Origin of the sequence: Sporolactobacillus vineae DSM 21990 = SL153, assembly GCF_000377985.1 — a bacterium.
Classification (GTDB): Bacteria; Bacillota; Bacilli; order Bacillales; family Sporolactobacillaceae; genus Sporolactobacillus; species Sporolactobacillus vineae.
On the sequence record NZ_KB899046.1, the window covers coordinates 138197 to 154165 of the forward strand.

A 15969-nucleotide genomic window follows, 5' to 3' on the forward strand; every position below is an offset into this window, starting at 1 on the left:
TCTATCATAATTAATGAACACGGTGTTCAATAATCATCAAGGATGTGATGCGCATGTCTCACCCGATTAAAGGCGAACATCTCTATAAAAAATTTAAAAAGCAGGTTGTCCTGGATGATGTGTCGCTGACCCTGAACGAAGGGGAGATCTACGGGCTGATCGGTCCGTCCGGAGCAGGCAAGACCACCCTTGTCCGGATTCTGCTCGGTCTGGAAAAGGCGGACAGCGGAGACGTGGAGCTGTTCGAACAGCGGCCGACGCTGGATGCGTTTCGTTCGCTCGGCTATATGGCTCAGTCCGACGCGCTGTATAACGAGCTGACCGCCTATCAGAACCTGGAATTCTTTGCATCGATACAGGGTCTGCACGGAAATCGAAAAAGGCAGCGGATCATGGAAGTGGCGGAAAGCGTCGGGCTGGAAAAAGAGATGAAGAAAGGTGTCGCCCAGTTTTCCGGCGGCATGCGGCGGCGCCTGTCACTCGCGGCGGCACTGATTCACGAGCCGCGGCTCTACCTTCTCGATGAACCGACAGTTGGGCTTGATCCTTTGATCCGCCGCGACATCTGGACCCTGTTCCGGTTTCTGAGAAGCAAAGGCGCAACAATGATCGTCACGACCCATGTCATGGACGAAGTCGCCAAATGCGACCGGGTCGGACTGCTCAGCGACGGCCATCTGATTGCGGAAGGGGCACCGAAAGAGCTGACCGAACGCTACGGCGTGGCGACGGTTGAAGACGTCTTTCTGGTGAAAGAAGGTGCGGCAAAATGAGTAATCTTTTCGCGATGGCCCGCCGGATTATCCGCCAGATTCTCCGCGACAGACGGACGCTTGCCCTCCTGATCATGGCACCGCTCCTGATCCTGACACTCGTCTGGTTCATCTTCGGCGCCAAAACGTCCGAACCGAATCTGGCCGTCATCAATGCCCAGTCATCGGATTTTGCATCTGCATTTCCGACCTCTCAATATACGCGAATGAGCCCGCTGGAAGCGCACCAGGCTCTCGCAGATAAAAAAATTGACGCTTATGTTGACTTGAGCACACCAGTCAACGTACATCTTGAAGGCAGTGATCCTTCCCGCAACGGACTGGCAATGAACCGGATTCAGAAATCGATGCAGAAAGTCCAGCAGATCAATGTCACAAAGATGTCGAATCAGTTGAAAAGCATCATTCAGACGCAGCAAAAGGCGATTCAGGGCCAGCAGCAGGTGATGAAGAAGATGATGGCCGCCCTGCATCTGTATGCGCCGGGTACATTGGCACAGATTCAGAAGCAGGCACCGAAGCAAACCCGTCCTGCCGCTATGCAGACGCCGGAGAAGGTTTCCCTTGATCTTTCCTACCTGCACGGCAACAACAGCCTGAACACCTTCGATGCGTTCGGTCCGGCCATGGTCGGTATCTTCGTCTTTCTGTTCATCTTCATGATCGGCGGTGTCTCGTTTCTTCGCGAACGGACAACGGGCACACTCGACCGGCTGATGGCCTCACCAATCAAAAATTATCAGATTATCTGGGGCTATATGATCGGGTTCGGCCTGTTCGTCATCGTCCAGTCGTTCATTCTGACCTGTTATCTGGTCTATGTGCTCAACATCTATAATGTCGGCAGTCTGTTCGACGTCCTGATGATCGTCTTCATTCTTTCATTCAGTGCGCTGTCGCTCAGCATCCTGCTGTCGACTGCGGCAAAAAATGAACTGCAGATGTTCCAGTTCATCCCGCTCGTCATCGTTCCTCAGGTTTTCCTGTCCGGGCTGTTTCCGATCGACACGCTGCCGAAATGGGTTCAGGTGATCGGCGACCTGATGCCGATTCATTACTCCACTGAGGCGCTGCGGAATATTATGATCCGCGGCACGGGATTCGCCGGGTGGTGGCTTGACGGGCTGGTACTTGTCCTGTTCTCCGTGGTTTTCATTACGATCAACATCATTGCCATCCGCCGTTCGCGGCCTCTGGCCTGATGCCCTGAATCATGCATTAAAGCGCACCAGAGCTTTTCCCGGTGCGTTTTTTTTCGTCCTTCATTCTTTGGCTGCAGAAGTATGCGGTGTCGCTTTTCCTTGATGAATGACTCCTTTTTTCATCATCGTAATGAATCCGGAGACATTCAAGACTTCTCTGCACGAATAGAATTCTTTTGTTCTTCATCCGGACTGCATGCATACCCTTGGATTAAATGGGCCGCTGACCATGCCCACAATAAATGGGGTGACCGCATGTGATCCAGTTCGATGCCGCATCGCTTCAATTCCATCTGCAGACGCCGGGTTCCAGTTACGTCATCCAGGTCGTAAACGGCTATCCGCTGCACCTCTATTGGGGAAAGCGCATTCGGATCTATCGCGGGAGCGCCCCGGTCCGGTACGCCTACCGATCATTCGCCCCTTACGCCGACCCCAAGAAGCCCGGCTTTTCGCCAGGCACGTTGCCGCTGGAATATCCCGCCAGTGGGACCGGCGACTACCGCCATCCCGCCTTTCATATTCAGCTGGATAATGGAACCACGGTCTCCGACCTGCGATACTCTGGCCACCGGATCTATCCAGGCAAGAAAAAGCTTCCCGGACTGCCTGCGACTTATGTAGAAAGCGATCAGGAGGCCGAATCGCTCGATCTGTTTTTGAAGGATGCCGTATCCGGACTGTCTGTTATTCTTACCTATACGGTTTTTCGCGACTTTGATGTGCTCACGCGATCGGCAGTCCTGAAAAATAACGGTGCCGGTCCGCTGCGCCTGCAGCGGGCTTTAAGCGCTTCTCTTGATTTCCGCGATGATCAATTCGACAGCCTGACCTTTTATGGATCTCACAATAACGAGCGCAACATCAACCGCCATCCGCTCCATGAAGAAATCCAGCTCGTCGACAGCAAGCGCGGCGCAAGCAGTCCGCAGCACGATCCTTTTTTTGCCCTGCTGCGGAAAAACACCGACGAAGATCACGGTGAAGTATACGGCTGCAGCCTGGTGTACAGCGGTAATTTTGCCGCAACCATCGAAGTCAGCGAATTCCATACCGTACGCGCATCAATCGGGATCAACCCGTTCGATTTCTCCTGGCTGCTGGAACCCGGAGAAAGCTTTCAGACACCTGAAGCCGTGCTGGTTTACTCCGGGCACGGCCTGAACAGGTTATCCCATACGTATCACAAACTGTATCGCTCCCGGCTGGCAAGAGGCCGATTCAGAGATCAATTGCGGCCGATTCTGATCAACAACTGGGAAGCTACCTATTTTAAGTTGTCAGAGGAAAGACTGCTGGCGATTGCCGGCGAAGCGGCAAAGGCCGGCATAGAGCTGTTTGTCCTCGACGACGGCTGGTTCGGCCGCCGCGACAATGACCGCAGCTCACTCGGCGACTGGATCGTCGACCGCCGGAAACTGCCGCACGGGCTCGGCTGGCTGGCCGGGAAGATCCATGATCTCGGACTGCAGTTCGGTCTGTGGTTCGAACCGGAAATGGTCTCGCCGGACAGCGATCTGTACCGGACACATCCCGACTGGTGTCTGCATGTCCCCGGGCGGACGCGGTCCCTGTCGCGGAACCAGCTCGTACTCGACCTGTCGCGCCGGGATGTGCGGGATTATCTTGTCGCATCGGTTTCTGCTGTGCTGGACAGTGCGGACATCAACTACGTCAAATGGGACATGAACCGGCACATGAGTGAAGTCGGTTCGGCGCTGTTGCCGGCCGGACGCCAGCGAGAAACGGCGCACCGCTATCTGCTCGGTCTCTATGCTGTGCTTGAAACACTGACTTCCGCTTATCCGGAGATTCTGTTTGAAAACTGTTCGAGCGGCGGCGGCCGGTATGATCCCGGCATGCTGTACTACATGCCGCAGACCTGGGCCAGCGACAATACCGATGCGATCTCCCGGCTGAAGATCCAGTACGGAACGAGTCTTCTTTATCCCCCGGTGACGATCGGCGCCCACGTGTCGGCCGTGCCCAATCATCAGGTCGGCCGGATCACGTCCCTGCCCTTGCGCGGCCACGTCGCCATGTCCGGAAACTTCGGCTATGAACTGGATCTGACGCGGCTGAACGATGCCGAAAAGAAACAAGCTTGCGAGCAGGTTGCCTTTTATAAGAAAATTCGCCCGCTGATTCAGTTCGGCGATTTCTACAGAATCCTGAATCCGTTTGACGAAGGCGACGCCGCCTGGTGCTTTGTTGCCCCCGACCGGTCGGAAGCAATCGGTTTCTATTTCCGAATCCTTGCCGATGCGTCCTACAGACCACGTTTTTTCCAGTTTAAGGGACTCGATCCCGACGCCCCCTATGAAAATCTGGCCAACGGAGAAACATTCGGCGGCGACGAGCTGATGCATGCCGGAGTGAACGTGCCGAATGAAAGAGGTGACTTTCACAGCTATATCTGGCGGATCAGGAGAAAGTAAGTGATGAATTTCCACTCTCGTTCTCAAAAAATAGAGGGCAGAATCCTCTGAAACGGATTCTGCCCTCTAATAAATGGTACTTCTTCTTTTCAAAAGTCAATGCGAACTATTCACGCACCAGTCTTGCATAAATAAACACGGGCTCCATATGGTGCCAGGCGCAGCGTAGTTGAATCCTCAGTTTCTGAAGCAGCATCATTGCTCAGCAGTAATTCTCTTGGAAGCACGCGTAGACTTTCTGGAATTTTATAAGTAATCGGGCTCTCTGAAAAGCTGCAAACCACTAATAACTTTTGTTTTTCATCTGATCGTGTATATGCATAAATATCCGGGTTCTTTTCATCAACGATTTGATAACTACCTGTCGTTACAATCTCATAATTGTGTCGCAAACGGATCAGCTTCTGGTAATAATAGAAAACTGAATCTGGATCAGACAATTCAGATGCCGCATTGATCTCGTGATAATTAGGATTAACTTTAAGCCATGGTGTACCTGCCGAAAAACCAGCATTCTCCTTATCGCTCCATTGCATCGGTGTCCGTGCATTATCCCTGGACTTTAGATGAATGGTTTTCATGATATAATCTTCATCCAAATGATGAACTGTTTTAAACTCATGATAGATATTGTGCGTTTCGATATCGTTGTAATCCGCAATATTGTCGAAGGCGACGTTCGTCATGCCCAGTTCCTCACCTTCAAAGATATAAGGTGTACCCTGCATAAAATGCAACAGTGTCCCCAGCATTTTCGCTGATTGTACACGATAGTCAGTGTCATTGCCAAAGCGAGAAACAGGACGCGCCTGATCATGATTACTCCAATAAAGACTGTTCCATCCATGATGGACTTCCATAACTTTCTGCCACCGTGTCATTACGGTTTTCAGATCCGCCAATTTAAAGCGTCGATCAGAGAATTTACCATACTTTCCATAGTCCAGATGCATATGATCGAAGTGGAACACCATGTCCAGTTCCTTACGCCGTTCATCAGTATATAAAGCTGCCTCATCGGCTGAAGTATGCGGCGCTTCACCGACGGTCATCACATCATAATGGCTCAGTACTTCACGGTTCATTTCCTGCAGAAATTCATGAACACGTGGCCCATTGGCTGCTCCTGCATAATAACTGCCGTATTCTTTATTCTGAATGACGGGACCGTCAGGATAATCCGGTCTTTTAGAAATCAGGTTGATCACATCCATACGGAATCCATCAATACCCTTGTCGAGCCAGAATCGCATGATGTTATAGACTTCTTCACGGACTTTAGGATTTTCCCAGTTCAGATCTGGTTGCTGCTTTGCGAATAAATGCAGATAATATTGACCGACATCCTCAACATATTCCCAGGCAGATCCGCCGAAACTGGATCCCCAGTTATTCGGTTCATGACCATCAACAGGATCTTTCCATATATAGTATTTGTGATAGGGATCTTTGCGGCTTGATCGGCTTTTCTTGAACCACGGATGTTCACTCGATGTATGATTAACAACGAGATCAAGAATTATTTTCAGACCCAGTTTATGAGCTTCAGAAAGTAATTCTTCAAAGTCTCTCATCGTTCCCAGATCTTCGTGAATCATTTTATAATCTGAAATATCATATCCATTGTCGACATACGGGGACTTATAGATCGGATTCAGCCAGATTACATCTACTCCAAGTTTTTTAATGTACGGGAGCTTTTCAATGATCCCTTGAATATCCCCGATTCCATCACCGTTTGAATCATTAAAACTCTTTGGATATATTTGGTAGACAACGCTTTTTTTCCACCAATCTTTCCTCTTGTTCATTTTACTCATCTTCTTCACTCATCTCTGCTTTAATATCATTAACATATACGAGCTGATTTCTTGCTTCGTCAATAAGGTGACGAATTTGATCGTCAGTTAGATAGTCTTTATCAGGGGAAAGAGTTATCGCCAAAACAATCGGCAAATTCATTCCAGAGATGATGTGTGTATGCGGTCGCTGCTGATAGGGAAAAAATTTCTGATTAACACTTCCAGCCATCATATCCGTAAAAATAATCAGTTCGTCCTCAGCCGGTATTTTATCGATAATGCTGGATATTTCTGACTCTATCGGCTTATTATCAATATAAGCACTTAGTGCTTTTACACGATCCTGTGGACCGGAAATGAATTCCAGTGTCTTTTTCATCCCGTCAGCCAGCATATTATGTGATGCAATAATAACATGTCTCATATGATTCACCCCTTATTTATTAAGAAAGGATAATCCTGATAGCTCCCGGATTACCCTCCCAATTTGAACTGATTATTTCAGAATGCCAAAGAAAGAACATACCATTGAAAGTACAATCAGGAGAATGATGATCCGGTTCATGGTCCATTTCTTACTGCCGATTAATTTATAAACGATCACGGTCAGAAGAACAGGGAGAAGGCTTGGCATAATCTTATCAAGAATTCCCGACTGTAACGGCATTTTTACAGCACCAAATTGAAAGTTAATGGCCGTCTGGACTTTGACAACGCTGGCAATAAGCGCTCCGACTACGGTTAAACCCATGATTGATGCGGATTCAGTAAATACAGAAATACGATCTCCTAAAGAAGTGATTAATTTGGTACCCGAGAAGTATCCGACATCCGTCAATTTAATTTTCACAAAGAAAAAGGCCAGATTGCACAGGAACCAGATAATCGCTCCCAAAGGGTTCCCTTTCACAGCCATGTAGCCTGAAATGGACCCCATAATCGTTGGCCATAAGACCCAAATCAGCGTGTCGCCGATTCCGGCCAATGGACCCATCAAACTCGTTTTTAACGATTGGACAGCACCGATCGATTTGGCCCCTTCCTTTTCCTCCATCGCCATCGTAGCGCCCATAACAACGTTAGCCATTGCTGTTGTCGTATTAAAATAGTTCAAATGATTCGCAATCGCTTTTTCATAATCATCATCTTTCGGATAGATCTTTCTTAAGGCTGGTGCCAGGGACCAGGTCAGTCCCGGAGCCTCCTGTGTTTCATAGTTAAATGCATTGCAGGCCATGAAACACCATCTCACTGCTGCATGATGCAAATCATGTTTCGACAACACCTTACGATCAACGGTATCGGCACTGGTCTGTGTGACATCCCTCTTTAATTCATCACTCATCGTAATTATCCCCCTGACGATCAGCCGCCAGTGAACTGTTTGCAGAGGCTTTCTTCTCATTCGCCTGTCTCATCGTGCCGTTAAAGTAGTAATAAGCACATGCAAAACCGATCAGTGCAATCGCGAGAATCGGCAAATTCAGATAGGCCGTTAAGACGAAACCAATAATCAGAAAAGTTGCGAATTTCTTTGTTGGCATATAGTGAAGCAGCATGCCGACACCTATGACCGGCAGCAGCCCGCCGGCAATGGTTAATCCATTTGTAAACCACTTTGGCAGCCAGGTCAGAATTGCCTGAACCGCTGATGGTCCGAAGAATACCAGCAGAGCCGCCGGTATCGCCCCTTCCAGTCCGAAAAAGGCTACGCCATACCATGGCTGCCGCAACATTGCCCGCCATTTATGCTCGGCATTTAATTTTGCCATTCGATGAGCAATAAAGTTATTGATAATCTTCACAAGGACATCGAGCTGAATCGCAAGCATGCCCACAGGCAGTCCTACAGCAATTCCTGTTTTAATTCCGGTTCCCGTGCGAATTGCCAGATAAGCACCGATAATAGTTGCCAGCCCATAATTCGGCATGGATGATCCACCCAGGTTGGCTACCCCTAATTGCATCAATTGAAATGTCCCGGCAATGATCATTGCTGTCGTAATATCCCCCATAATTAATCCGGTAATAAAACCAACGATCACAGGAAAATAAGAAACAATAACCAAACCATTTTGATCGATAATCATCCAGGCAACTAAAAGTATAATTAACAGAGCTTGAATCGTTCCCATCATCTTTACGCCCCTTTATATTCAGAGATACTTGCTGACGTCTACTTCCGGGTCTGTCGGTATATATTGAATCGCCACCGGCACACCTTTAGACTGAATCTCCCTGATATCTTTCTTTTCCTGATCATTTAAAGCAATAAATTTGGTCAGCGGCGTCCGGCCGTCCTGAGCAAAAATGATTCCCAGATTCACTTTTGGTATTGAAATACCCGCATCGAGTAACTCTATTAGTTTGGCAGGCTCTTTAACAAGAACGATGACACGCTGTGCGTCATAATTTCCATTCTGGAAATTATGAATTGCTTTTTCAGTGTTAATGATGGACATTCCTGTGCCTGCGGGTTTAGACATTCTCATGCTTGCTTTAATGTCCTCGTTCTGGCTTACTTCATCGTCAATAACCATAAACCTCTTAATCTGTAAAGCCTGTGCCCACTGATTCACAATCAATCCATGAATCAGGCGCTGATCGACTCGTGCTAATACAACTCCCATTTCACTCACTCCTTGTTATAAATATCTCTTTGCTGAAAATGCAGATTCCTGAATGGCTACTTTTGTCCCTTTTAATTTGATCACAGCAATATCGTCAAAATCGGTATCATCCATATAAACTGTACCGACGATCTTGTGTTTTCCCTCCCGTTTGAACATATTCCAGATGGACACTTCTTCAACGGATATACCACCTTCGATTAATTGTCTTGCTGACCGCGGTGTCCTGCAGATAATAAAAAGTTGTGAAATCCGCCGCCTCCCCGGGAATAGAGATGGCCTTGATACTGCAAGTGTTTGAATCAATCGCGGAGCGTTGGCAACAGTTGCAAAATAGCCCTTAAGTCCGGCAGCCTCAATCGTCATTTTCATCAATGTCTGGGTCAGCTTGTCATTGACTAATGCGTCATCCACCACCACAACAGTGTCAAATTGAAGTGCCTGCTTCCAGTTCACCGCTATTTGTCCGTGAACCAGACGATTATCAATGTGTACAATTAAATTTAAATTTGCTGATTTTGTTTCCATTATCTTCACTCCACTTTTATATAAAGCAATTTTCATGCCAATTAGTGTAATCGCTATCATAAAGGTAAAAAAAATACCTCCACCCATTCAGGCAGAGGTCTGTTCGTGCAAGGCAGTTCATTAACTCCGTATTTTTATTCTGTTTTTCAAAATATCATAGATAAAGCCGATTTCAGAATCCGGGATTTTTATTTGATAATAGTGTTGTATTTCACTGAGCGCATCCTGGACAATTCTGATGAAGTGTCCATAACACTGTCGTAAATTGTCGAGATCAGGATAATCCATGTTCGGTTCTTTAAGAATGATGCGTTCCATCATGAAACACAGATGCATGTACAAACTGACTTTTAAATACACATCAAGTTTCGTGCCAAGGCTCCGTTCCATTTTTCTGACGCAGTATTCCACCTGATCAACGGTTTGTTCCGGATTCAGAATCGACAGATTGCTGGCAATGCTGTCTACTGTGAATGCCTTGATCATGTTCTTATTCATTTTCTCGAGATTTTCATTGTTAAATATTCTGGGAAAAGCCTTTAGAAAGACCGGATCACCGACACGACGGTTGAGCAGACCTTCAACGGACAGGTAAGGGATGCCTTCGATTTCCGGATCATCATCCGTTCCGATGATCATCTTAACGTGATAGTTTTTAAATACATGGTCATTGATGCCATTTTCTTTCAGCTGATAATAATCTTCGGAAATAATCGGAATTTCACCATTGGTGTTCTTCTTAACCAGTTCCTTCAAATACTTCATAGCACCAATACCCGTAATACAGGTTGTAAGAATCACACTCTGCTTTTTTTCCTGATGAATGAGCGCGTACTCAGGAACCACACCGGCAGTTGTTTCTTCAACTATTTTTTCAAATGCTTCATTTTTCAATATTTTGCTGCCGGCAACCAGAGCAATCTGCGTCGTAACATTGGTAATGATACCGATGTTCCCCGCATAAATCGCTTTGAGCTGATCCTGTATTTTGGTCAGTGAGCCCATATCCACCAGAATGATCAGATCTTTCTCATTGTCGATCGTCTTGAAGTATTCTTTGAGTTTTCGAAGAATATCGCTGACTGTTGCTTCCAGTGGCATGTCGAATCCTTCAAAAACATAGTTTTTCAGAAGCCGGTTGACTGTTGTCGCAATACTTGAAGCTGTGGAGTACCCATGAGAAATAATAACCGCATTGATGTCCCGGCTGATCATCTGACTCTCCTGTGAAAACAAAAAGTCGAACAGGAACAGGCAGTACAGCATTTCATTTTTTACTGTAAACTGATGTTTCAGCGAATCCACCAGCATCAGGCAAAGTTTATACTGATTGTTATACTTCCTTTTAATTTCCATACAGGCTTCAATCAAATTATCGACCGTACGTCCGTCTTCATAATTATTGATATACATGACCAGTTTGGTAAGCAAATTGGTGCCGCTGTTAAACTGGTTGAGTCCGAAGTTCAGATACAAATTGGACAGTACACTCTTCATGGCACTCTCAATATACTCAGTCAGTACTGTCTGCCTGTTGTCTGTTAAATCAAACGAAATGTAGTCGATGATCTGATTGGATAGCTCAGAGAGTCGGTCTGTGGCTTTCTTAGTCATCTCGCCCTCGTGCTCAAGGTCAATGATGATCCGCGTGATCCGTCCTGCAAAATCATAAAGCCGGTCACTCTCGCTTGTATTTTTACTAGTGACTTCATCATCTTCATAATTGATCTGAATGGATCTGTCTTTATCGGACAAGTTGGCCCCAGCGCTTTGCTGTTTGATGAAACCCACCGGGAGATCTTCGATTTTTATTTCCAGCCTATCCTGTAAACCGACCTTCCCGTTCAGTAAGACCTTGGCGCAGCTCAATTTAATGATATTACTCAACTTTCCGATATTCCCTTTCGTGACATTGTTCAATAATAGCTGAACAACCTGGGAATTAATGTTCAGGTTTCTTTTTATGATTTTTGCTTCTTTTAAAAAGAGCGTCGAAATCAACGCAATTTTTTCTTTTTCTGATCGTTCCTGAAAATTCGGAATCTGAACAACCAGAGGAATTCGTCGCAAAAAGGTTTGCAAAAAATCGGGATTTGCTCTTTCAGTCGTTGCAAAAATCAGTCGGGCATTTGATGTGTGACTCTGCCGCGTCTCGCCCACTTTTCGATAAATTCCTTTATCCATAAACTGAAATAACTTTTCCTGGTTTTCCGGAGTCAGTCGATGCACTTCATCCAGAAATAGATAGCCGTTTTGTGCCGCCTCAAGTAAGCCGGTTTTTTCACTGTCAGCACCGGTAAAAGCGCCCTTCACATGACCGAACAGCATGCTTGAGAGAAGTTCGGGATTATTCGCATACTCAGCACAATTTAATACTACCCAGTTACCGCTACAATAGCCCTTCTTTTTTGCATATTGATAAGCCAGATGAGCAACCATGCTTTTGCCGACACCGGAATCGCCGATGAGCAAACAAGGCAGCCCATTAGGTGGATAGATAACGGAAGATTTTACTTGTTCCACAACATTTTTCAAACTGCCATCAATACCGATCAAACTGGAAAATGGATCTTCGGTTGTCTGATCTTTTGCATTTTGTCTCAAAAATGCGTTGATTCTTGTGTATTTTTCTTTATTCTGTTCATAAATATGCCGATCAAGAAAATAGACTGGCCGTGTATTTATCTTGATTGCTTCATTGCTCTTTGCTAATTCGTTCAAATACAGGCTGACTGTACTGCGCTGGATTCCGATGCTGTCAGCAATATCATTTGCTGTAATTCCCAGCGAAACCGCCTTGTCCATCTTTCGGCTTTGTTCCACTAACGCGTTCATGACTTTTTCTCTGTTCGTTAACATCATGACACTCCCAATAATGAAAGCACTTACCTATAACTATTACATATGATCTTCAAGAAGTGAACAGGAAAAATCTGTTCACTCTTTCTCTATCTCTTCCACTTTCTCCGACAACTCTGCCCAGCGGTCCATCGCCTGATCAAGTTCTGCCTCGGCGGCCTGCTGCTGTGTATACAGTTCCTGTGCCTTTCCCGCATCGCTGCCGGCTGCGGCGATTTCTTTCTTCAACCCGGCAACTTTTTCTTCCAGACCCGCGATCCGGTCCTCAATGCCGTTCCATTCCTGCTGCTCTTTATAGCTCAGTTTTTTCTTCTTCGGCTCAGGACGTTTTGGAGCGGGTTGCGGTTTTGAAACCGCCGCCGCCTTTTTATCGTGTTCTTTCTTTTCATCAATGTAGTCACTGTAATCCCCTTCAAAGGGGCGGATCCGGCCCGCACCTTCAAAGACAATCAGCCGGTCGGCAATCCGGTCGAGAAAATAACGGTCGTGAGAAACAGCAAGAACGGTGCCCGGAAACTGAAGCAGGTAGTCCTCCAGAATACTCAGCGTTTCCGTATCCAGATCATTCGTCGGCTCATCAAGGAACAAAACGTTTGGTTCCTGCATCAGAACGCGGAGCAGATACAGCCGCTTCTGCTCGCCGCCGGACAGTTTGCGGATAAACGTATGCTGGCGCGGCCGGGAGAACAGAAAACGCTCAAGCATCTGTTCGGCTGTGACCTGCTGCCCGTCGGCGGTTCTCATGACCTGAGCCGCCTCTTTAATATAGTCAACGACGGTCAGATCTTCATTCATTTCCTGGTGTTCCTGGGTATAATAGCCGATTTTTACGGTTTCACCGGTCTCAACGGTGCCGGAATCCGGCTGGATCCGCCCGGCAAGCAGGTTCAGCAGCGTCGACTTCCCGGCTCCATTCGGCCCGATGATGCCGAGACGTTCTCCCGGTGTGATCAGGAGGTCAAGATGATCGATCAGCTGATGATCCTCAAACGACTTGGTCAGATTTTTTGCTTCGATCACTTTTTTCCCCAGCCGTGCCGAGCCAATTGTGATCTCCACCGACTTGCTGAGTTCCGGTCCCTTATGCTCCTGCAGCGCATGGGCACGTTCCACCCGGGCCTTCTGCTTCGTCGAGCGTGCCTGCGCACCGCGGTGCAGCCAGGCCAGCTCGCGGCGCAGCAGATTGCGGTGCTTTGCCTCATCGGCCGTTGCCTGCTCCTCGCGCTCCGCTTTTTTCTCCAGAAAAAGTTCGTAGTTGCCGTCATAAATGTAAAGTTTGCCATGATCGAGTTCGAAAATCTTTTTCGTGACCCGATTGAGAAAATAACGGTCGTGTGTCACCATCAGCAGCGCACCGGGGTACTGTTCCAGCTCTTCTTCCAGCCAGTCGATCGTTTCATTATCCAGGTGGTTGGTCGGTTCGTCAAGAATCAGGAGATCTTCCGGCTGAATCAGCGCGCGTGCCAGAGCAACTCGTTTCTTCTGCCCGCCGGAAAGTTCCGTCACCGGAGTATGAAAGTCATTGATTCCGAGCCGGGTCAGAATGGCTTTAGCCGATGCTTCCGCTTCCCAGGCTCCGGCCGTATCCATTTTCTCCTGAAGGGTAAGCAGCCGGGACTGCAACTCTTTGTTCTCGGCATCATCCGTAAGAGCTGCCAGCGCCTGCTCATAGTGGCGCAGCGCGGTCATCACCGGAGAAGTACCGCTGTAAATATAATCCAGAGCCGTGACATCCGGTTCAAATACGGGTGTCTGAGGTAAATACGCGCTGCGAAAAGCATTAGCGTGGCGAATCGATCCGCTCTCGGCCGAATCTTTTCCTGTCAGCACATTCAATAGTGTCGACTTTCCTGTCCCGTTCACGCCGATCAGACCGATCCGCTCATGCTCCGCTATTGAAAAAGAAATGTGATCAAACAACGTCTGATCGCCGTATGTTTTATAGAGATCTGTCACATCAAGAATACTCAAATGAACCATCCTAACCTGAAATGGATTACGATTCAATTATACCTATTTTCCCTGGTGTTTCGCGACCTGTATCAGCTTTCCGCTGACGACAAGCCGGTTCGGCGTCCGTGTCGGTTTGTCGCAGGTGATCAGAGTGACCCGCCTGTCGTTCGTCTGCGCCACCACATTGCCCTGAGTTTCAGAAACGATTTCTCTGGAAGTTACCTGATAGATATAATCCTGCTTCAAATTCGTAATCACGATCCGTGCGCCGACCTTCACCCGCATCAGCGGGCCAAAAAGCAAACCGGACTGACGCATATGGTGCCCCGCCAGCGGATAATTGCCTTCACCCATCTTCTGATCCGACCGCATCGTCGTCGCGCCGAGCAGCAGGTTGCTGTTCGTTGTTCCCTTCATGATGGGCAGCCGGATACCCACGCTTTGTACCGTGATTCGCCCGATCATTGCTTTAGGATCCTGCTGCATGCTCCCGGTCAGTGTGTCCAGAAGCGATGGCGCCTGAATCGTGCCAAAGTCAAATGTTGCGTTGCGGCCGTTATTTTTTTCAAGCTGGCCGGCAGTGACTTTTTGATGGCCAAACCGGGTACTCAACAGACCGATCAGGTTCTCTTTAATAAACGGAGAAAATATGAGCAGCAGGCCCGCTGCCAGCAGCACTATAACCAGTATTCGTACCAGCCATTTTTTCATCTTCTCTCCCCGATTCATCTGATTAAAATTTTACCGCACTGCAAGAAAAAGCATCTGATCAAATCTTACCATGATCAGATGCCGAATGAACCTCTTCCATAAATCTAAAAATCAATGGTTGTCGCTTTCCGTGGGCGATCCGTGACCAAGATCTTTCAGAGAGACGATTCATTTATTTTTCCTCGGCATTTTGCAGGACTTTCCGGATAGCGCGGTTCCAGACCGTTTCCGCAAACCGTTTCCCGAGCGCTTCCGCTTTCTTCTCCTCTTCCGGCGACATACTGAAATCGACTTTGAAATCCGGAAGAATAAGATCCGCACCCAGTGCTGCCAGTTTCTTATGGATCGTATTCACCGCTTCGCAGAACAGTTCGTACGAAGTATCCCCGGCACCAAATACCGCACACGGCATGCCCTTGAGATCGAGGTGATCCAGACGATCATAGATATCCTGCGCCTCATCCGGCAATTCCCCATCGTCAATCGTTCCGCTGCCGAACAAAAACGCGTCAAATTCAGGAATCTCATCGGCTGATGCGCCAAACGCGTCTTTTACCACCGGCTCAATACCCGATTCACGGATGCCGGCCGCCATCTTCTTCGCGATCTCGAGGGTATTGCCCATTTCACTGGCGTAAAGGATCAGCACTTTGGGCTTACGGACACTTTTTAAGAAGTGATCCAAAACCAGCGCATGATTTTCCACCGGATTCTTTGCAGCATAGAGCAAGGTCACAGTCTGATTCTGAGCCAGTTGCAACAGGTTTCGAATGCCGTCCTGCTTCTCCGGGTCTTTTCTCAGTTCTTCCTCATAGGCTTTCCGAAAATCAGGGAATGCAAGGTGTTCCTGATGAAAAGCTTTCCGTAATGATTCGCTCGGCGCAACCGACTTCATCCACTCATCCAGATGGGCCCGTTCCTTCGACACGCCTCTCGGCCAGAGACGGTCGATTAAGGCCCGGTAACCGTCGCTGTCCGAAACAGGCTCATATATTCTTTTAAGCTGTATCGCCATCTATGTCACTTCCTAAATATTTTTTGATTTCCAGTCAAGGAAAAAACAATTGATACCA

Annotated in this window: 13 protein-coding genes; 3 read left to right on the plus strand and 10 right to left on the minus strand. The window is 47.7% G+C overall.

Going from position 1 to position 15969, the window contains the following annotated elements:
• The first annotated feature begins 53 nt into the window (after positions 1-53).
• The 3 genes from D889_RS0108355 to D889_RS0108370 all read left to right on the plus strand — a co-directional run bounded on the left by D889_RS0108355 (position 54) and on the right by D889_RS0108370 (position 4413).
• Positions 54-773: an ABC transporter ATP-binding protein gene (locus tag D889_RS0108355; RefSeq protein WP_010630713.1), complete on the plus strand. Its 720-nt coding sequence runs from the start codon at positions 54-56 to the stop codon at positions 771-773.
• The gene (locus D889_RS0108360) at positions 770-1975 is read left to right on the plus strand and encodes an ABC transporter permease (RefSeq protein ID WP_010630714.1); all 1206 of its coding nucleotides are present in this window, start codon (positions 770-772) and stop codon (positions 1973-1975) included. The genes D889_RS0108355 and D889_RS0108360 overlap by 4 nt, the downstream gene beginning before the upstream one ends.
• 257 nt (positions 1976-2232) lie before the next feature.
• Positions 2233-4413, plus strand: coding sequence for an alpha-galactosidase (locus tag D889_RS0108370; protein WP_010630715.1), 2181 nt, complete (start codon positions 2233-2235; stop codon positions 4411-4413).
• Positions 4414-4523: 110 nt separating this feature from the next.
• On the opposite strand, the gene D889_RS0108375 is transcribed toward D889_RS0108370, so the two are convergent.
• The 10 genes from D889_RS0108375 to D889_RS0108420 form a co-directional block, all read right to left on the minus strand.
• On the minus strand, positions 4524-6224 hold the full coding sequence (locus tag D889_RS0108375; protein WP_010630716.1) for a glycoside hydrolase family 13 protein: 1701 nt from the start codon (positions 6222-6224) through the stop codon (positions 4524-4526).
• A gap of 1 nt (position 6225) precedes the next feature.
• On the minus strand, positions 6226-6639 hold the full coding sequence (locus D889_RS0108380) for a PTS sugar transporter subunit IIA (RefSeq protein WP_010630717.1): 414 nt from the start codon (positions 6637-6639) through the stop codon (positions 6226-6228).
• 72 nt (positions 6640-6711) lie between these two features.
• The gene (locus tag D889_RS0108385; protein WP_010630718.1) at positions 6712-7560 is read right to left on the minus strand and encodes a PTS system mannose/fructose/sorbose family transporter subunit IID; all 849 of its coding nucleotides are present in this window, start codon (positions 7558-7560) and stop codon (positions 6712-6714) included.
• Positions 7553-8350 carry a PTS mannose/fructose/sorbose/N-acetylgalactosamine transporter subunit IIC gene (locus tag D889_RS0108390; RefSeq protein ID WP_010630719.1) on the minus strand — a complete coding sequence of 266 codons (798 nt, stop codon included), beginning with the start codon at positions 8348-8350 and terminating at the stop codon, positions 7553-7555. Before D889_RS0108390 ends, D889_RS0108385 begins: the two co-directional genes overlap by 8 nt.
• A 21-nt stretch (positions 8351-8371) precedes the next feature.
• Positions 8372-8845: a PTS sugar transporter subunit IIB gene (locus tag D889_RS0108395; protein ID WP_010630720.1), complete on the minus strand. Its 474-nt coding sequence runs from the start codon at positions 8843-8845 to the stop codon at positions 8372-8374.
• Between the two features lie 15 nt (positions 8846-8860).
• Positions 8861-9373, minus strand: coding sequence for a PTS sugar transporter subunit IIB (locus D889_RS0108400; RefSeq protein ID WP_018962275.1), 513 nt, complete (start codon positions 9371-9373; stop codon positions 8861-8863).
• Between the two features lie 120 nt (positions 9374-9493).
• A complete protein-coding gene (locus D889_RS0108405) occupies positions 9494-12232 on the minus strand; it encodes a sigma 54-interacting transcriptional regulator (RefSeq protein ID WP_010630722.1) in 2739 nt (912 codons plus the stop codon).
• A 78-nt stretch (positions 12233-12310) separates the two neighbouring features.
• Entirely contained in the window at positions 12311-14203 is a 1893-nt protein-coding gene (locus D889_RS0108410; protein ID WP_010630723.1) for an ABC-F family ATP-binding cassette domain-containing protein, read from the minus strand.
• Positions 14204-14245: 42 nt separating this feature from the next.
• Positions 14246-14896: a class A sortase gene (locus D889_RS0108415; protein WP_010630724.1), complete on the minus strand. Its 651-nt coding sequence runs from the start codon at positions 14894-14896 to the stop codon at positions 14246-14248.
• 172 nt (positions 14897-15068) lie between these two features.
• Positions 15069-15911, minus strand: coding sequence for a DUF488 family protein, N3 subclade (locus D889_RS0108420; RefSeq protein WP_010630725.1), 843 nt, complete (start codon positions 15909-15911; stop codon positions 15069-15071).
• Between the last annotated feature and the right edge of the window lie 58 nt (positions 15912-15969).

Bases quoted from the DNA above. Each gene is read 5' to 3' on its own strand.
- D889_RS0108355 (WP_010630713.1), top strand. From the start codon at position 54: ATGTCTCACCCGATTAAAGGCGAACATCTCTATAAAAAATTTAAAAAG.
- D889_RS0108360 (WP_010630714.1), top strand. From the start codon at position 770: ATGAGTAATCTTTTCGCGATGGCCCGCCGGATTATCCGCCAGATTCTC.
- D889_RS0108375 (WP_010630716.1), bottom strand. From the start codon at position 6,224: ATGAACAAGAGGAAAGATTGGTGGAAAAAAAGCGTTGTCTACCAAATA.
- D889_RS0108380 (WP_010630717.1), bottom strand. From the start codon at position 6,639: ATGAGACATGTTATTATTGCATCACATAATATGCTGGCTGACGGGATG.
- D889_RS0108385 (WP_010630718.1), bottom strand. From the start codon at position 7,560: ATGAGTGATGAATTAAAGAGGGATGTCACACAGACCAGTGCCGATACC.
- D889_RS0108390 (WP_010630719.1), bottom strand. From the start codon at position 8,350: ATGGGAACGATTCAAGCTCTGTTAATTATACTTTTAGTTGCCTGGATG.
- D889_RS0108395 (WP_010630720.1), bottom strand. From the start codon at position 8,845: ATGGGAGTTGTATTAGCACGAGTCGATCAGCGCCTGATTCATGGATTG.
- D889_RS0108400 (WP_018962275.1), bottom strand. From the start codon at position 9,373: ATGGAAACAAAATCAGCAAATTTAAATTTAATTGTACACATTGATAAT.
- D889_RS0108405 (WP_010630722.1), bottom strand. From the start codon at position 12,232: ATGTTAACGAACAGAGAAAAAGTCATGAACGCGTTAGTGGAACAAAGC.
- D889_RS0108415 (WP_010630724.1), bottom strand. From the start codon at position 14,896: ATGAAAAAATGGCTGGTACGAATACTGGTTATAGTGCTGCTGGCAGCG.
- D889_RS0108420 (WP_010630725.1), bottom strand. From the start codon at position 15,911: ATGGCGATACAGCTTAAAAGAATATATGAGCCTGTTTCGGACAGCGAC.